Consider the following 16,670-nt stretch of genomic DNA (forward strand, 5'->3'; position numbering starts at 1 on the left):
ATAATTTTTTATTTCACTGATGGGCAAAACGTGTTTTGATCCCTGCCTTTTTTTACAATGATTGATTATCAATTCCTGTAATTTTCTGCTTGCAAATAGAGACATCATAAAAATGGATAGGGAGTTTTATGAGTGATTCAAAACAAAGCCTGCAAAGGGGACTTGAGGCACGTCATATTGAGCTGATTGCGCTAGGTGGCACAATCGGCGTTGGACTGTTCATGGGATCTGCCAGCACATTGAAATGGGCGGGACCTTCGGTTCTGTTGGCTTACATCATCGCTGGGATTTTTGTTTTTTTCATCATGCGTTCGATGGGGGAAATGCTGTTCCTTGAACCCGTCACTGGCTCATTCGCCGCGTTTGGACATAAGTACCTCAGTCCTTATTGGGGATGTCTGACGGCTTGGGGCTACTGGTTTATGTGGGTTTCAGTGGGGATTTCAGAAATCACCGCTGTGGGGGTCTATGCAGAATTCTGGTTCCCAGATCTGCCCCAATGGGTTTCTGCATTGGTTGCTGTCGGGTTGGTTGCCCTAGCGAACTTGGCGGCCGTGCGTTTGTATGGGGAGCTGGAATTCTGGTTTGCCATGATCAAAGTGACCACGATTATCGTAATGATCCTGATTGGTATCGGTTTGATCTTTTTCGGACTGGGTAATGACTGGCAGCCTATTGGCTTGGATAATTTGACCGCGCATGGCGGCTTTTTCTCTGGTGGCTGGAAAGGGTTCTTGTTTGCCCTCTGTATCGTGGTGGCCTCGTATCAGGGAGTGGAGCTGGTTGGCATTACAGCAGGGGAAGCCAAAAACCCACAGGTAACACTTAAAAAGGCCATTAACAATATTCTGTGGCGTATCCTGATCTTTTATGTCGGTGCGATTTTTATTGTTGTGACCCTGTTCCCGTGGACAGAAGCTGGCACGCATGGCAGCCCGTTTGTTATGGTTTTTTCCAAAGTAGGGATTGCTTCTGCCGCAGCGGTCATTAACTTTGTGGTGCTGACTGCTGCGCTTTCGGGATGTAATAGCGGCATGTACAGTGGTGGCAGAATGCTGTATGCCTTGGCGAAGAATCGCCAGTTACCGGCTTCATTGCTGAAATTGTCAAAAAATGGCGTACCTGTGAGATGTATTGCGATCACCATTGGCTGCCTGATTGTAGGTTCCACCCTGAACTACCTGATCCCAAATCCACAGTCGGTATTCGTTTACGTTTATAGTGCCAGCGTATTGCCCGGTATGGTACCGTGGTTTGTCATTCTGGTAAGCCAGTTGCGTTTCCGCCAGCAGAATCAGGAAGCATTGAAACAGCATCGGTTTAAGTCGCTCCTTTTCCCTTACGTCAATTACCTGACTCTGGTATTTCTGAGTTGTGTTCTGATAGGGATGGCGATTAACCCGGATACGCGTTTTTCACTGATGGTAGGTGGCGCATTTTTACTATTTGTGTCACTGGCTTATTGGCTGGGGAAATTTATTTGCGGCAAAACGCAAAATAGTTCGTTAGATTAATTATTGACCAAATAAACCCTTTGCGGTGGAAATATGCTGGCTTTATCAACGAAGTGATTGAAGTGCAATCAAACAAATCATTTCCTTAAAAAAAGCACTGGACAGTTCGACATTAAATCCGTACTATCCTCCACCGCAACGGCGTTAAGCGCCCGTAGCTCAGCTGGATAGAGCGCTGCCCTCCGGAGGCAGAGGTCTCAGGTTCGAATCCTGTCGGGCGCGCCATTTAAAGCGTGCGAGAGCAGTGGCAGTGGGTTATCGTGGTGAACGACGTTGTAAGCAGTTTATGAAAAGATAACTTTCGAAAAGATAGTTGTTATGGTGGCTATAGCTCAGTTGGTAGAGCCCTGGATTGTGATTCCAGTTGTCGTGGGTTCGAGTCCCATTAGCCACCCCATCTTTTTTATGACACGCGATGGTGGCGGAATTGGTAGACGCGCTAGCTTCAGGTGTTAGTGTCCTTACGGACGTGGGGGTTCAATTCCCCCCCTTCGCACCATAAAAAAGAGATTGTAGAAGAAGTACATTTCGGCGAGTAGCGCAGCTTGGTAGCGCAACTGGTTTGGGACCAGTGGGTCGGAGGTTCGAATCCTCTCTCGCCGACCAAATTCTGAGAAAGCCCTGCTATTTTTGCAGGGCTTTTTCTTTTTGTATCTCTGGGAGAGATGCTATTTCTAATCGTTATTTCCCAACTATCAAAAAGCCCTTCATTTCTTTTTGTCATTTCCCACTTGTAGCTTGAAATCTATTATTTTTGCACTTTTATAGGTGTTATAACTATTTGTTTTTAAATGTCTTTTATGTATGGTGTTGTATTTCCGCGACAAACATACTATTGAATGTCTCGGTTTGGAGACATTTAACTCATTGATTATTATCTTCTATATGTAAACAGCTGAAAGGGCGTCTCAAATGAGAGACGGTATTGTTCGATTATTCTTAGTGAGAAGTCGAATGCCTGTTGTCGGGTATCTGATACATCTTGAGTAAGAGAGAATTAACCTGATGACTAAAAGTTGGCACGAAACGTGCTTATAAAGAATTGTAGATACTCATCCCACTCCTTATGACAGCACAGACTTCATAAACCTCGGGATGATGTAGAGCTGATTATCAGTGCCTATGGTCCACGTTATAGATGAATAAGCATTTAGTCTTTTCATCACCAACCGGACACAACGTTGAGTGAGGCACTATCCGTCTGTAGACCTGATTGTATTTATACACCTGTCTTTTTTGATAGGTGTTTTTTTTGCTTGTATCCTGAGATTTGCATGATGCACCAAGGTTAACGATTCAATAGTATCGATAGGTATTGCAACCGTTAACCTTGGTGAATTTTCATCTAACATGAAGGTGTTTTATTCTTCTGCATCACTTTCGCGCTTCAGAGTCAGCATAAAGCCTTTGCTACGTGTTTGAGCGGCTTCTTCACGCTTATGCTGTCTATCGAACGCATCGGCAAGCCAAGCATAATCATGGGCGTCAGGACGCTGTGCAAGAGCCGTCTTGAATGCGGTTTCAGCCTCAGCCCACTGACCGTGGTGTAAGGCTACCTGCCCAAGTGTACTGTTCAGTAATGGTGTCGCTCCATGCTGCTTTAATAAATACGCCAGTGATTTTTGCACGGCTTCGGCATCATCTGTCTTTAAGTGTGGAATTAACAGCAGCAGGCGTTCGTCATATTGCTGCTTTAACCCATTGAGGACAATCTGCTGTGCAGTGTCGTGATCATTACACTCAATCAGATGTTCGGCCATGGCGACTTGTAGCACGATATCATTGCGGAGTTTGCGACTCTGATCTTTCCACCATGCCTTCAATCCCGTACTGCCTTTTTCTGCCATGATCTGATTCATCAACCCGATGTAGGCTTGCTGGCGCAATTGATGAATATGTTCTTCATCACACAAACCAACCTTTATCAGAGAAGGCAGGATATCGATGAGGGATTGGTAGGCTCCTGACTGCGTATAAGCCTGCTCCGCCAGTCGCAGTACTTCAGGATGGCGCGGTGCGTGGTTCAGTAGCTTATCCACACCATTGCGGGCGGCATGAACTTCGCCTTGTGCCAGTTGGATACGGACTCGGGTAATATCGACAGGCAACTGATCTTTATCGGCGACTTCTGCGGCACGTTCAATATACTGGTTGGTACGGAGGTAATCGCCACGCTGCTGGGCGGCTTCTGCGGCCAGTAAATAGTTGACGACGGGGTTTTCCGCATGGTCAGCATTACGGGTCATCAAATGTTCAACCTGCTTGAAGTCCCCTTCGGCCAATTTGAGCAGGGCCTGTTTGGTCTGCAAACGTGCCCGGCTGCGTTTGTATCCGCCAAAGAGCCAACTGTGGGTGAACGTACTGGTACGTATCAACCTGCGGTAACACCAGCCGATTAAAATCAGCAGGAACTGTAACAGAACAAATATAATCACCATCGCAGTGACGCTGGTGGTGATATTGTGATTGTCTGTTTGGATCAAAACGTACCCCTGATGCCCGGACAACAGAGGGCCGAGTACAACACCTACTATGAGGATAATGAACAGCAATAATACTTTCAGCATGTTCAACCCTCCTGAACAGGCGTTTCTGCCTGACCAGATGTTTCTGGGGGTTTCGGCTGGGGTTGAACCTCTGATTGAGGCTGAACTTGAGTGTCTGACTGATGTGGCAAATTGTAGATACGCTTGCGCACTAAGTCTGCCAGTATTGGCTGACTGCTCAGGTGTTCAGGGAGTTCAATAGAAAGCGGTTTCTGCGCCAGCGAATCAATATCCTGCAAAAAGGCTTTTGTATCTGGGGAAGCAGTATCGAAATAAGACCTCACCCAACTTGAAACGGCTTCCAATGATTGTTTATAGACTTCATTCTGGTGACGGGGAACCGCTTGGGCTGCCACCAGTAGTTTGGAGCGGATGTTTTCACGCAGGTAAACGTCTTGGTTCGGAGCCAATAATGGTACTACGGAGCTGTCACGACGTTTGATAGTAATGAAATTCTCCATAAAGCTGTCCCAGCTCTTACTCAGGTTTTTACGCCAGTCAGAGAGTGAAGCACTGATTCCTCCATCGTCTTCATCCATTGGCGCTTCTTGTTCTCCATTATCTTCCAGCCGTAAATTATCGATCTGATTTGATAAGCGATTCAGAGTAAGAATAATGCCATCTAAATCAAGCTGATTAATTTTAGAGAGCGTATTGATATCTTCCATGATGGCTTGGCGGATGTGTAGCAGGCTGGGATCATCCATCTCGGCAAGGCTTTGGTCGGCATTTTTCAGCAGTGCGATTGCGGTAGTCGTATCTTGTTCAGCCCATATTTTGCGGCCAGCCATCTTCACGAGATAATTTGCTTGTGCCAGGTGCCAGTTTTCGAGATCCGTATTTGAAATTTCTGATAAGCGGGTCTGAAGCTCCAACATGTGGCTGTCTGTTTGTTTATTTTGCAGTTTGGCCTGTTGCAAGTTGCTCTCTAGCTTCCGAAACTGGGTAGCGAAACCTTGTTTGTCGCTAGACTGTTGTTGTGCGAGAGAGGCAACCTGCTGCTGAAGAGCGAGGTTTTCGGCTGTTAATATTGCATTTTGTTGCTTGCCATAATGGTAAAGGTAAATGGCACCTGCACCGATCGCCAGCGTAATGGCAATTGAGAGTGTATTTCCCACCGATCCATAACGTTTGGGTTTATGGGGAGCCGTTTCAGGCTGCTGAGGGTATTTTGTCTCAACCGCATCAGTGGATTGCTTTTGTTCCGTCATAATGGACATCCCATATTGGTTTATTCTAGTGCCTGCATTAAGGCGTCATTATCTGCACTCTTGGCTATTTTTATTGCCTGCCAGCCCAGTGTTTGGGCAATATCGGCAAGGCGTTCGCTGACCACAATCAAGTCGCAACTCAATAACCACGTTTTGCCATCACCATCAGTGACTAAGTTATATAACAGTTGCAGCATTTCGCCACTGGTAACAACGAGGGTTTTTATACCATATTGTTGCCAATGGTGATTGAAATCAGCGACATGATATTTGATAGGCTGGCGTGAATAACACTCACAATAATCGACTTCCCCTCCCCGGTTTCTCAATGTTGAAGCGATAACTTCACGACCTCCATTGCCCCGGAGCAATAAAATCTTTTTATCATTCACCCGCTGCAAAATGGGGAGTTGCAGTAGATCTTCACTTGTTTCACCTTGTTCAGGCCAGAGGATCTCCAACCCGGTTTTTTGATAAAACATCAGGGAAGTTGATTTGCCGATACCATAATAGGATAGCTTATCAGGCCATGATAGACCTTCTTGCATAAGCTGTTCATTGGCATAGTGAACGGCGTTTTTTGATAACAGGAAGACTAAATCACCCGCCGATAGCCGTTGGAGTTTCTGTGACAGCAACGGCAAATCGCCGCCCGGATAAATCGCAATGAGTGGCGCACTGAATGCCATTTTTCCTATAGCCCTTAGTCGTTTGACTAACTGCTCTCCTGCGGGATTTGGGCGGGTGATCAAGATGCTCATTCAGGTGAGTTCCTCTGGTAGACGTCAGCCAGAATCTGGCGTGCGCCTTTCTCCAATAATTCTTCCGCCAATTCTACACCCGCTCGACAGGCCTCTTCTGGTGATACGGTTTTTTCACCACGTACAGTCATGCTGCCATCGGGAGCTCCGACAAGCGCGCGCAGCCAGATAGTGTTTCCCTGCCAGATAGCATAGCTGCCAATTGGCACCTGACAGCCTCCCTCAAGGTGGGTATTCATGGCGCGTTCAGCCAGAACGCAGATTTCTGTTCCTGTATGGTTTAAGGGAGCCAGTAACTCACGGGTTTGCTTATCATCAAGGCGGCACTCAATACCGACTGCACCCTGACCGACTGCGGGCAGCAGTAACTCCGGTGTCAACGGCATACGAATGCGATCTTCCAGCCCTAACCTTTTCAGACCCGCCGCTGCAAGGATAATGGCATCATAATCGCCGTTATCAAGCTTGCCCAGACGGGTACCTACATTGCCACGCAGGTCACGGACCACCAGATCAGGACGTAACTGACGAAGCTGGCATTGGCGGCGTAAACTGGATGTACCGACGACACTGCCAATGGGCAGCTCATCAAGCGAGGCGTATTTTACTGAAACAAAGGCATCCCTTGGATCACCCCGTTCACAAATTGTGACCAACCCCAAGCCGTCAGGAAATTCCACAGGGACATCTTTCATGGAGTGGACGGCAATATCAGCCCGATTTTCGAGCAGTGCCAACTCCAGCTCTTTCACAAATAACCCCTTACCACCCACCTTTGCTAGTGGAGTATCGAGGATCACATCCCCGCGTGTCACCATTGGAACCAGTTCCACTTTCAGTTCTGGATGAAACTGTTCCAGTTGCTTTTGGACATATTGAGCTTGCCACATAGCCAGTGGGCTTTGGCGGGTCGCGATACGAATGATTTTCATTGTCATTGATAATTATATTGGGTAATCGTATTAATAACGGTATTTAGGGGCTTTTGAGCCGCTAAATCGCGAGAAAATAGAGTCAGTTTTAACATTTCAATACGTTTTTTTCCAGTTAGGTAAAAGCCAAAAAAAACCTGAATAGATTATAGATATACAGGTGGTGAGATAAAAATAATTTTAAATATTAAAATAATATTTTATTTAAATAGAGAAAATAAACAAACAGATTGATTTAAAAGCAGATTACTATTTGAAATTTATCCTGATGGAAAAAACCGAAGGAGAGGTATTTACTAATTAAAAATATTATTAGTTTAAGCACTTATGTAAACCTTCTGGCATTACAATGCTTTACATAACCTATATATAAAATAATCAACTATAATCCCTTTTTCAAAAAACATATTATTATGTCTATTTTGTGATTAATGTAATATTTTACAATGAGTTAGTTGATCATTGACTGTTGCGGAGAAGGCGGAAAGGTGGTAGTGCGTACTTTACGCTTCGACCGCAAGGTGTTAAATTGATCACGTTTCCGACAATAATTTTGTAAAAATTTTTAAAAGTCATCTTGCAATACGATGCTTTATCGGAAACGGGGGCTACTTTAGGCACTGGAACTCAATCAGGCGAAACTCTTGTATCTCTATATTGAAACGTTGAAGCAGCGACTGGATGCAATTAACCAGCTTAAGTTAGAGCGTGCGACCAGCTCAATGAGTCCCGTTTTTAAGCAGGTTTATAATTTAATTCCGGTATTATTGCATTATCATCATCCAATGATGCCAGGCTATATCAAAAGCAACGTTCCTCATGGCGTTTGCTTTTTCACGTCTGATGAATCTCAGCAATTTTGGATTAATGATCTGGCAGGCCAGCCTGCTGGTATTTTGTCACACACTCCCAACGGTGAGCTGCCGATTACGGGTATTTACTCGATGGGCAGCACCTCTTCTATAGGGCAAAGCTGTTCCTCTGACTTGGATATCTGGGTCTGTCATCAATCCTGGCTGGATCATAGTGAAAAAGCGTTACTGGAACAGAAATGCACTCTGATAGAACAGTGGGCGGAGTCGCTGGGTATTGAAGTGACATTTTTTCTGGTTGATGAAAATCGCTTTCGTCATAATGCTTGTGGCAGCCTGAACGGGGAAGACTGCGGAACAACCCAGCACATTCTTCTGCTGGATGAATTTTATCGCACGGCGGTCTGCATGGCAGGTAAGCGCTTGTTGTGGATGATGGTTCCTGTGGAAGAAGAGGGGCAGTATGACGAATATGTGCTTTCTCTTTATGCCCAAGGTGTTTTGACGCCAAACGAGTGGCTGGATCTGGGCGGGTTGAGCGAACTGTCAGCAGAAGAATATTTTGGGGCAAGCCTGTGGCAGCTCTACAAGAGTGTTGACTCTCCTTATAAAGCAGTTTTGAAAAGTCTGCTGCTGGAGGCCTATTCATGGGAATATCCGAACGGAAAATTGCTGTCAATGGAGATGAAACAGCATTTCCATGATGGTTCTATTGTTTCCTTCGGCCTTGATTCTTATAGCATGATGCTTGAGCGTGTAACCCGTTATCTCACCGCAACGAACGATTTCACCCGTCTGGATCTGGCGCGCCGTTGTTTTTACCTGAAAGTTTGCGAAAAGATGCTGGGAAGCCACGAGGATAAAGGCTGTACAGGATGGCGCCATCAGGTCATGTCGCAGCTGGCGCATGAATGGGGTTGGGATGCCAGCAAATTGGCAATGCTGGATAACCGTAATTCATGGAAAATCGGGCTAGTGCGTGATGCTCATAATGAATTACTGGATACCATGATGATGAGTTATCGCAATTTGATCCGCTTTGCCCGGCGTAACAATTTAAGTGTGAGTGCCAGCCCACAGGATATTGGCGTACTGACCCGTAAATTGTATGCAGCATTTGAAGCCTTGCCCGGTAAAGTCACTCTGGTGAATCCACAAATTTCACCGGATCTGACAGAACAGGATCTGACATTCATCTATGTTCCGCCTGGGCGTGTAAATCGTAGCGGCTGGTATCTTTACAATCACGCGCCCACGATAGAAACGATCATCGGCCACCAGCCACTGGAATATAACCGCTATTTAAATAAATTGGTGGCGTGGACTTATTTTAACGGCCTGCTGACGAAAGGATCTCGTATCCATATTCATCACGGGAAGTCGCAATGTGACTGGAATAACTTGTGTGATTTGGTGAGCGATATCGCTACCCATTTTCCAATCCGCCTGCCTGCACCGACGCCAAAAGCGTTATATAGCCCCTGCGAGATTCGCCATCTGGCGATTATTGTTAATTTGGAAAAAGATCCCACTACGGACTTTTCCAATCGGATCGTGCATTTTGATTTCAGGAAGCTGGATGTTTTCAGTTTTGGTGAATTGCAGCAATGTTTGGTGGGGAGTATCGACCTGCTTTACCGTAACTCGTGGAATGAAGTGAGGACATTGCATTTCAGTGGTGAACAATCCATGCTGGAAGCGTTGAAAACCATACTGGGCAAAATGCATCAGGATGCGGCACCACCCGCTGAGGTTGACGTATTCTGCTATAGCGAGCATTTGCGTGGATTGATCCGAACTCGCGTCCAGCAGTTAGTTTCAGAATGTATAGAGTTGCGTCTGTGTAGTAATCGTCAGGATCCCAATCGTTTTAAGGCGTTGCGCATTTCAGGCCAGACGTGGGGTTTATTTTTTGAACGGTTAAACGTTTCGGTACAGAAATTAGAAAATGCGATGGAATTCTATGGCGCGATTTCGAATACTAAATTGCATGGTCTGCCCGTTAAGATTGATCCTAAAGAAAAACACTTACCTCCCGTGATCGATGGATTTGCCTGTGAAGGGATTATTCAATTTTTCTTCGAAGATATTGAAAGAAGTCAGGGATTCAATATTTATATTCTTGATGAGTCAAATCGGGTAGAAATTTATTCCCATTGTGAGGGCAGTAAAGAAGAATTGGTACGTGACGTCAGCCGTTTTTATTCTTCATCGCATGATCGTTTTACTTATGGCTCCAGTTTCATCAACTTCAACTTACCGCAGTTTTATCAAATCATCAGGAAAGGTGAGCGTACCCATGTCGCTCCATTTAGAGATGGTGTGTTTCCACCGGATAATACGGAACATAATGATACCGCGTGCAGTATTGATGTACATCTGGATGACTCGTGTAGGTCACACGATCCTTGTCATTCGTTGTATCCCTATTGATATAAAGCGAATAATTTGCAAAATACGTGAATTTTCGGCATATCATCTATTATATTCCAAGCGTATTTTATTACTTGTTGAATTAATTAAATATAGATTTACACTGTATTTTACTATAATTAAATATTGTTATTTAATTGAATTATAATATAAAAATAATTCATTAATTCATTAATTCATTAATTCATTAATAGTATTTTTCGTTAATATCTATATTTCAGATTTACATTAATTATTTCTTATATTATTTGTGATATTTTATATTTTATATTTTATATTATGGCGATTGGCTTTATGGCGATTCGGTTTATGGACGGTAATAAAAATGCCGTATTTTAATACGGCATAAGCAGTAGATGGGTTGCGTAGTAGCAAAAAAATGCTAAAACTGAAATGATTCGCCGCTCTGTTCTGTGATCGCCTGTTCCAGCATAGATAGAAAATCGTTACCACTGCGGTCACAAATCCATCTGTTTTCCTGACAACCAAAGTGGTAGCCACCACTTTTGGTTGCCAACCAGATTTGATGAAAGGGTTCTTGGCGATTGATAATGATTTTGCTGCCGTTTTCGAAAGTCAGCGTCATTACGCCGCCGTTTGTTTCACAGTCAATATCGGCATCGCCATCGTAGTTATCCAGTTGCTCTTCAATACGCTGCATCAATTGATCGGCCAATTGATGAAATTCGCTATCGTTCATGTTCATTTCCTATTTGCTTTTCAGGGTCTAACTGCGATTATAGAGAGTATTGGCGCATGAATTACAGGCATTAATTATTATGATGAAAAAACAATTCCGTTGGTCACTGGCTATCATAACACTACTTGCGGTTTCTGGTTGTGGCTTGAAAGGTCCTCTTTATTTCCCGCCGGCAGAGCCAACTGTGACACAACAGGCTCCAGCAGATCAGGCGAATAAAGCACAGCTAGAACACAATACACAATCGGATACTCAACAAAAATAGAGCCGATTTATGTGGTTTCTCTTGGAGCAGTATATGTTGGAGTAGTATATGCAGTTCTCCAAAATGCATGGTCTTGGCAATGATTTTATGGTCGTTGATGCGGTGACCCAAAATGTTTATTTTTCGCCAGAATTAATCTGCCGTTTGGCCGATCGACGTACTGGCGTAGGCTTTGATCAACTACTGGTCGTTGAAGCTCCCTATGATCCTGACTTAGACTTTCACTATCGCATTTTTAATGCTGATGGCAGTGAAGTTGCCCAGTGTGGCAACGGGGCGCGCTGCTTTGCCCGTTTTGTTCGCTTGAAAGGGTTGACCAATAAGCGTGATATTAAGGTCAGTACGCAAGCAAGCCGTATGGTACTGAGCATCACCAATGATGATCAGGTCTGTGTCAATATGGGAGAACCGGACTTTGAACCACAGCATGTTCCTTTTCGTGCCAATAAGGCGGAGAAAACCTATATTATCCGTGCCATTGAACGCACCGTGCTCTGCGGTGTTGTGTCGATGGGAAATCCTCATTGTGTGATACAGGTTGAAGATGTCGACACCGCAGAAGTGGAGATTTTGGGGCCAGTATTGGAAAATCATGAACGTTTCCCTGAGCGGGCGAATATTGGTTTCATGCAGATCATGAATCGTAGTCATATTCGATTGCGTGTCTTTGAGCGTGGTGCAGGAGAGACACGGGCTTGTGGCAGTGGTGCATGTGCAGCGGTCGCCGTCGGTATCCAGCAAGACCTGCTGGATAGCAAGGTTCGCGTTGATTTGCCGGGGGGTTCTCTGCAAATCTGTTGGGACGGGCCGGGCAAGCCGCTCTATATGACGGGGCCTGCAACTCACGTTTATGAAGGTACGATTCATTTGTGATTGATTCAGTTTTATCTGAGTCATTATTGAAATATGGGGCATTGGAAAATGGGTAAAAATGACGATCCACTGCACTTGGAAAATTGGTTGAATGATCAGGCGGTAGTGGATTATTTGCTGAATAATCCTGAGTTTTTTATCCGCAATGCCAATAGGGTCGATAAGATACGAGTTCCTCATCCGGTGCGTGAATGTGTCTCCCTGATGGAATGGCACATGGATCGCCAGAGAAAGCGCATCTGTCATCTGGAAGACGATTTGATACATTTGGTGGAGCAGGCGAAACAGAATGAAATACTGTTTTGCCGTCTGCTGCAATTACTCGCTGATCTCTCCGCTGCCAAAAGTTTGCAGGACTTTCTTTCCCGTTTGAGTTCATGGTCGAAAACCCTTGGGTTGAGTAATAGTTATGTTCGGTTATTCAGTGATAAATGGCGTCTTGGTGCGCCGCTGAATTCGCCGGAACTGGCTATCTCGCGTAATTTTTTTGAGCCTGTCCGCATTCAGCGATTTGGTGACAGTAACCATTATCTTGGCACACTGTATGGTCCAGAAATTTTACTGCTGATACCACAGGCTCGCTATGTAGGTTCAGTCGCTATCTCCCTTTTGGGTTCACAGGGGGAGCTGGGCATGGTGATTTTCAACAGCCGCGATAAACAGCACTATCATGAAGGTGTGGGAACCGATCTACTTGATCATCTGGCGAAATTGCTACCGAGATTATTGTCCCGCTGGGTAGAACGAGTATGACTCAGCCGATTGACTTGCTGCTTGAACCAGTAGAAACCTTTTTGCATTATCTGCGGGTTGAGCGTCGTTTAAGCCCATTGACGATCACTAACTACCGTCGTCATTTGGTGGTTCTGGCGTCGATGTCACTGGATATGGGGATACATGAGTGGCAGGCACTTGATCCGGCTAAAGTCAGAATGTTTGCCTCCCGCAGCCGTCGGTCGGGGTTACAGTCTGCCAGCCTGGCCCTGCGTCTTTCTTCCCTGCGCACTTTCCTTGATTGGATGGTGATACAGGGAAAACTGGATGCCAATCCTGCCAAAGCCGTTAGTGCACCACGTAAAAAGCGCCATTTGCCCAAAAATATGGATGTGGACGAAGTCAACCAGTTACTCAATATCAACCTGAATGATCCATTGTCCGTTCGTGACCGGGCGATGATGGAAGTGATGTATGGTGCAGGTTTGCGTTTGTCAGAACTGGTTGGTCTGGATTGTCGGCATCTGGAGTTGGAAAGTGGTGAAGTCTGGGTGCATGGCAAGGGCAGTAAAGAACGTAAAGTACCCGTGGGTCGTACAGCACGGGAATGGCTCCAGCGCTGGCTTGAAATGCGGGAATGGTTTGAGCCGGAAGATAATGCCGTTTTCATTTCTACCAAAAGCGGAAAACGGATCTCTGCCCGTAACGTACAAAAACGATTTGAACAGTGGGGCGTTCGCCAAGGGGTCAACAGCCATATCCATCCCCATAAACTACGCCACTCTTTTGCCACGCATATTCTGGAATCCAGTGGTGATCTCCGTGCAGTGCAGGAGTTACTGGGTCATGCGAACTTATCGACGACCCAGATCTATACCCATCTGGATTTCCAGCATCTGGCCAAAGTCTATGATGTGGCCCACCCCAGAGCCAAACGAGGAAAATCATAATGCGTTTTTATCGGCCTCTCGCGCCGTTTGCTGCGATGACATTCGATCTGGATGATACGCTTTACGATAATCATCCTGTAATCGATAAAACCGAAAAAGAAGTGTTGTGTTTTATCAGGCAGTACGATGTCAAGTTCAATCATTTTGAGAGAGAAGATCTGTATGTGTACCGTCAGGCGGTTCTTGAGTCGGAGCCTGAAATTTACCATGACGTGACATCTTGGCGCCGCCAGTCAGTAGAACTGATGTTCAGCCACCACGGTTTCAATCGTGAGGAAACCCTGCGTGGTGCGGATGAACTAATGTCCTGCTTTACTTATTGGCGTAATCAGATCATCGTGCCGGAATCCACCTATAATACTTTATCTGTACTGGCGAAAAAAATGCCGTTGGTGGCGATCACTAATGGGAATGCCGAACCTTCTGCGTGTGGGCTTGAGCCTTATTTTGAGTTTGTCCTCAAAGCGGGTGTGGACGGGCGAGCCAAACCTTACCCAGATATGTATCATCTGGCGGCTGAACGGCTGAACCTGCCAATAAGCCAGATCCTGCATGTTGGCGACAATCTGAAAACTGATGTGGAAGGTGCTCTGTGCAGTGGCATGCAGGCCTGCTGGATTAATATCGAAAATAGAAATCTGATGCAGGAGCCGGAGGGGCGTCGGGTTCCACATGTTGAGATTTCTGATTTGGCTTCTTTGATCGCACTGATATAATTTCAGATTGTAATCTGTATAAAAAAACAGTGACAAAAGTGACTGTTCTCAATTGATGGTAATTATGGACGTTTCTTATCTGCTCGAAAGCCTGAATGATAAACAACGCGAAGCTGTTACGGCATCGCGTACCAATATGCTGGTGCTGGCCGGGGCTGGCAGTGGCAAAACGCGCGTGCTGGTTCACCGGATCGCCTGGTTACTGTCAGTTGAAAATGCGTCACCTTTTTCCATCATGGCGGTGACCTTTACCAATAAGGCGGCGGCTGAAATGCGCCATCGGATTGAAAACCTGATTGGCACGAGCCAAGGGGGAATGTGGATCGGAACATTCCATAGTCTGGCTCATCGCCTGCTGCGTTTTCATCACCTTGACGCCAATCTGCCGCAGGATTTCCAGATCCTCGATAGTGAAGATCAGCACCGACTGATCAAGCGTATCATCAAGGCGATGAATCTGGATGACAAACAGTGGCCAGCCCGTCAGGGCATGTGGTACATCAACGGTAAAAAAGATGAAGGATTGCGCCCTCAGCATATCGAAAGCTACGGCAATCCGGTAGAAGCGACATGGATGAAAATTTACCAAGCCTATCAGGAAGCGTGTGACCGCGCCGGGTTGGTGGATTTTGCCGAATTGCTGCTGCGTGCCCATGAATTGTGGCTGAACAAACCGCAGATCCTGCAACATTATCGTGAGCGCTTCACTAATCTTATGGTGGATGAATTTCAGGACACCAACAGTATTCAATACGCTTGGATCCGCCTGCTGGCAGGGGATAGCGGCAAGGTGATGATTGTCGGCGATGATGACCAGTCGATTTACGGCTGGCGTGGGGCGCAGGTGGAAAATATCCAGCGTTTTCTCAGGGATTTTCCCGCCGCAGAAACCATTCGTCTGGAACAGAATTATCGCTCCACCAGTAATATCCTCAAAGCGGCTAACGCCCTGATTGCTCATAACAGCGACCGATTGGGTAAGAGTCTGTGGACAGAAGGCGGGGAAGGCGAGCCGATTGCACTTTACTGTGCTTTCAATGAGCTGGATGAGTCGCGTTATGTCGTCAGCCGTATCAAGCATTGGTTGGACAACGGCGGCGCACTGAAAGAGTGTGCGATCCTGTATCGCAGCAATGCCCAGTCCCGTGTGCTGGAAGAGGCGTTATTGCAGGTCTCCATGCCTTACCGCATTTATGGCGGCCAGCGTTTCTTCGAACGTCAGGAAATCAAGGATGCTTTGTCCTACCTACGTTTAGTATCGAACCGTTATGATGATTCCGCCTTCGAGCGCGTGGTCAACACGCCGACGCGGGGTATCGGAGATAGAACGCTCGATGTTGTGCGTCAAGTGGCGCGTGATCAGCAGAAAACGCTATGGGAAAGCTGTCTGCTGTTGCTTCAGCAAAAAGTATTGGCGGGGCGTGCCGCATCCGCATTGCAGCGTTTCATTGAATTGATTGACGCGTTGGAAACGGAAACGCAGGAGATACCGCTGCACGTACAGACCGACCGCATTATCCGTGACTCCGGCCTGTGGGCGATGTATCAGCAGGAAAAAGGCGAAAAAGCACAGGCGCGTATCGAAAACCTTGAAGAACTGGTTACTGCGACCCGCCAGTTCAGTTATAAGGATGAAGATGAAAACTTGATGCCATTGCAGGCCTTTCTGTCCCATGCGGCACTCGAAGCGGGGGAAGGGCAGGCGGATGTTTATCAGGATGCCGTACAGTTGATGACCTTGCACTCTGCGAAAGGGCTGGAATTTCCGCAAGTTTTCATCGTCGGCATGGAAGAGGGAATGTTCCCCAGCCAAATGTCTCTTGACGAAGGCGGGCGATTGGAAGAAGAACGTCGTTTGGCCTACGTGGGCGTGACAAGGGCGATGCAAAAACTGACACTGACCTATGCCGAAACCCGTCGTTTATATGGCAAGTCAGTGTATCATCGCCCGTCTCGTTTTGTCGGGGAATTGCCGACGGAATGTGTTGCTGAAGTTCGCCTGCGGGCAACCGTATCACGTCCGGTCAGCCATAAGCAGCTGGGAACACCTATCAGTGCCGACGACAGTGGTTACGCACTTGGTCAGCGTGTACGTCATCCGAAATTTGGTGAAGGGACAGTTATCAATATAGAAGGCAGTGGAGAACATTGCCGCCTGCAAATCGCGTTTCAAGGTGAAGGTATCAAGTGGCTGGTTGCCGCTTATGCCAGGCTTGAAACAGGCCAATAATAATCCGGTCGAA

Annotated in this window: 13 protein-coding genes and 4 tRNA genes; 12 read left to right on the plus strand and 5 right to left on the minus strand. The window is 46.3% G+C overall.

All coding sequences use genetic code 11. From position 1 onward, the window contains the following. The first annotated feature begins 128 nt into the window (after positions 1 to 128). The 5 genes from thrP (at position 129) to NXS07_RS07250 (ending at position 2,120) form a co-directional block, all read left to right on the plus strand. Positions 129 to 1,514, plus strand: coding sequence for a bifunctional threonine/serine APC transporter ThrP (thrP, locus tag NXS07_RS07230; RefSeq protein ID WP_038192748.1), 1,386 nt, complete (start codon positions 129 to 131; stop codon positions 1,512 to 1,514). Between the two features lie 148 nt (positions 1,515 to 1,662). Further along, positions 1,663 to 1,739, plus strand: a tRNA-Arg gene (locus NXS07_RS07235). A 96-nt stretch (positions 1,740 to 1,835) separates the two neighbouring features. Next, positions 1,836 to 1,911: transfer RNA gene (locus NXS07_RS07240), tRNA-His, on the plus strand. 15 nt (positions 1,912 to 1,926) lie between these two features. Next, a tRNA-Leu gene (locus tag NXS07_RS07245) sits at positions 1,927 to 2,013 on the plus strand. Positions 2,014 to 2,043: 30 nt separating this feature from the next. Next, a tRNA-Pro gene (locus NXS07_RS07250) sits at positions 2,044 to 2,120 on the plus strand. 755 nt (positions 2,121 to 2,875) lie between these two features. Here NXS07_RS07250 and hemY read toward each other — a convergent pair. The 4 genes from hemY to hemC are packed head-to-tail and all read right to left on the minus strand — an operon-like array spanning position 2,876 to position 6,970. Then, on the minus strand, positions 2,876 to 4,081 hold the full coding sequence (gene hemY, locus NXS07_RS07255) for a protoheme IX biogenesis protein HemY (protein WP_258086458.1): 1,206 nt from the start codon (positions 4,079 to 4,081) through the stop codon (positions 2,876 to 2,878). 2 nt (positions 4,082 to 4,083) lie between these two features. Next, positions 4,084 to 5,271 carry a uroporphyrinogen-III C-methyltransferase gene (gene hemX, locus NXS07_RS07260; protein WP_438818380.1) on the minus strand — a complete coding sequence of 396 codons (1,188 nt, stop codon included), beginning with the start codon at positions 5,269 to 5,271 and terminating at the stop codon, positions 4,084 to 4,086. Between the two features lie 20 nt (positions 5,272 to 5,291). Next, on the minus strand, positions 5,292 to 6,032 hold the full coding sequence (gene hemD, locus NXS07_RS07265) for a uroporphyrinogen-III synthase (RefSeq protein WP_258086460.1): 741 nt from the start codon (positions 6,030 to 6,032) through the stop codon (positions 5,292 to 5,294). Continuing rightward, entirely contained in the window at positions 6,029 to 6,970 is a 942-nt protein-coding gene (gene hemC / locus NXS07_RS07270) for a hydroxymethylbilane synthase (protein WP_258086461.1), read from the minus strand. Before hemC ends, hemD begins: the two co-directional genes overlap by 4 nt. A 638-nt stretch (positions 6,971 to 7,608) precedes the next feature. Here hemC and NXS07_RS07275 point away from each other — a divergent pair. Next, the gene (locus tag NXS07_RS07275; RefSeq protein WP_258086462.1) at positions 7,609 to 10,209 is read left to right on the plus strand and encodes a class I adenylate cyclase; all 2,601 of its coding nucleotides are present in this window, start codon (positions 7,609 to 7,611) and stop codon (positions 10,207 to 10,209) included. Between the two features lie 382 nt (positions 10,210 to 10,591). Here the strand turns inward: NXS07_RS07275 and cyaY are convergent, their stop codons facing one another. Beyond that, positions 10,592 to 10,909: an iron donor protein CyaY gene (cyaY, locus tag NXS07_RS07280; RefSeq protein ID WP_038192732.1), complete on the minus strand. Its 318-nt coding sequence runs from the start codon at positions 10,907 to 10,909 to the stop codon at positions 10,592 to 10,594. Between the two features lie 79 nt (positions 10,910 to 10,988). Between cyaY and lptM the strand changes: the two genes are divergently transcribed. From lptM to uvrD, 6 genes are all read left to right on the plus strand, one after another. Next, positions 10,989 to 11,174: an LPS translocon maturation chaperone LptM gene (gene lptM / locus NXS07_RS07285; RefSeq protein WP_080717580.1), complete on the plus strand. Its 186-nt coding sequence runs from the start codon at positions 10,989 to 10,991 to the stop codon at positions 11,172 to 11,174. A 48-nt stretch (positions 11,175 to 11,222) separates the two neighbouring features. Beyond that, on the plus strand, positions 11,223 to 12,047 hold the full coding sequence (gene dapF / locus NXS07_RS07290; protein ID WP_258086463.1) for a diaminopimelate epimerase: 825 nt from the start codon (positions 11,223 to 11,225) through the stop codon (positions 12,045 to 12,047). Positions 12,048 to 12,095: 48 nt separating this feature from the next. Next, entirely contained in the window at positions 12,096 to 12,800 is a 705-nt protein-coding gene (locus tag NXS07_RS07295) for a DUF484 domain-containing protein (protein WP_258086464.1), read from the plus strand. Next, on the plus strand, positions 12,797 to 13,711 hold the full coding sequence (xerC, locus tag NXS07_RS07300) for a tyrosine recombinase XerC (RefSeq protein WP_038224540.1): 915 nt from the start codon (positions 12,797 to 12,799) through the stop codon (positions 13,709 to 13,711). Before NXS07_RS07295 ends, xerC begins: the two co-directional genes overlap by 4 nt. Beyond that, positions 13,711 to 14,427, plus strand: coding sequence for a 5-amino-6-(5-phospho-D-ribitylamino)uracil phosphatase YigB (yigB, locus tag NXS07_RS07305; protein WP_258086465.1), 717 nt, complete (start codon positions 13,711 to 13,713; stop codon positions 14,425 to 14,427). The genes xerC and yigB overlap by 1 nt, the downstream gene beginning before the upstream one ends. A gap of 64 nt (positions 14,428 to 14,491) precedes the next feature. Beyond that, positions 14,492 to 16,657, plus strand: a complete 2,166-nt coding sequence (uvrD, locus tag NXS07_RS07310; RefSeq protein WP_498063297.1) for a DNA helicase II — start codon at positions 14,492 to 14,494, stop codon at positions 16,655 to 16,657. Positions 16,658 to 16,670 lie beyond the last annotated feature (13 nt).

Source organism: Xenorhabdus bovienii (genome assembly GCF_024721015.1).
In the GTDB taxonomy this organism is placed as follows: Bacteria; Pseudomonadota; Gammaproteobacteria; order Enterobacterales; family Enterobacteriaceae; genus Xenorhabdus; species Xenorhabdus bovienii.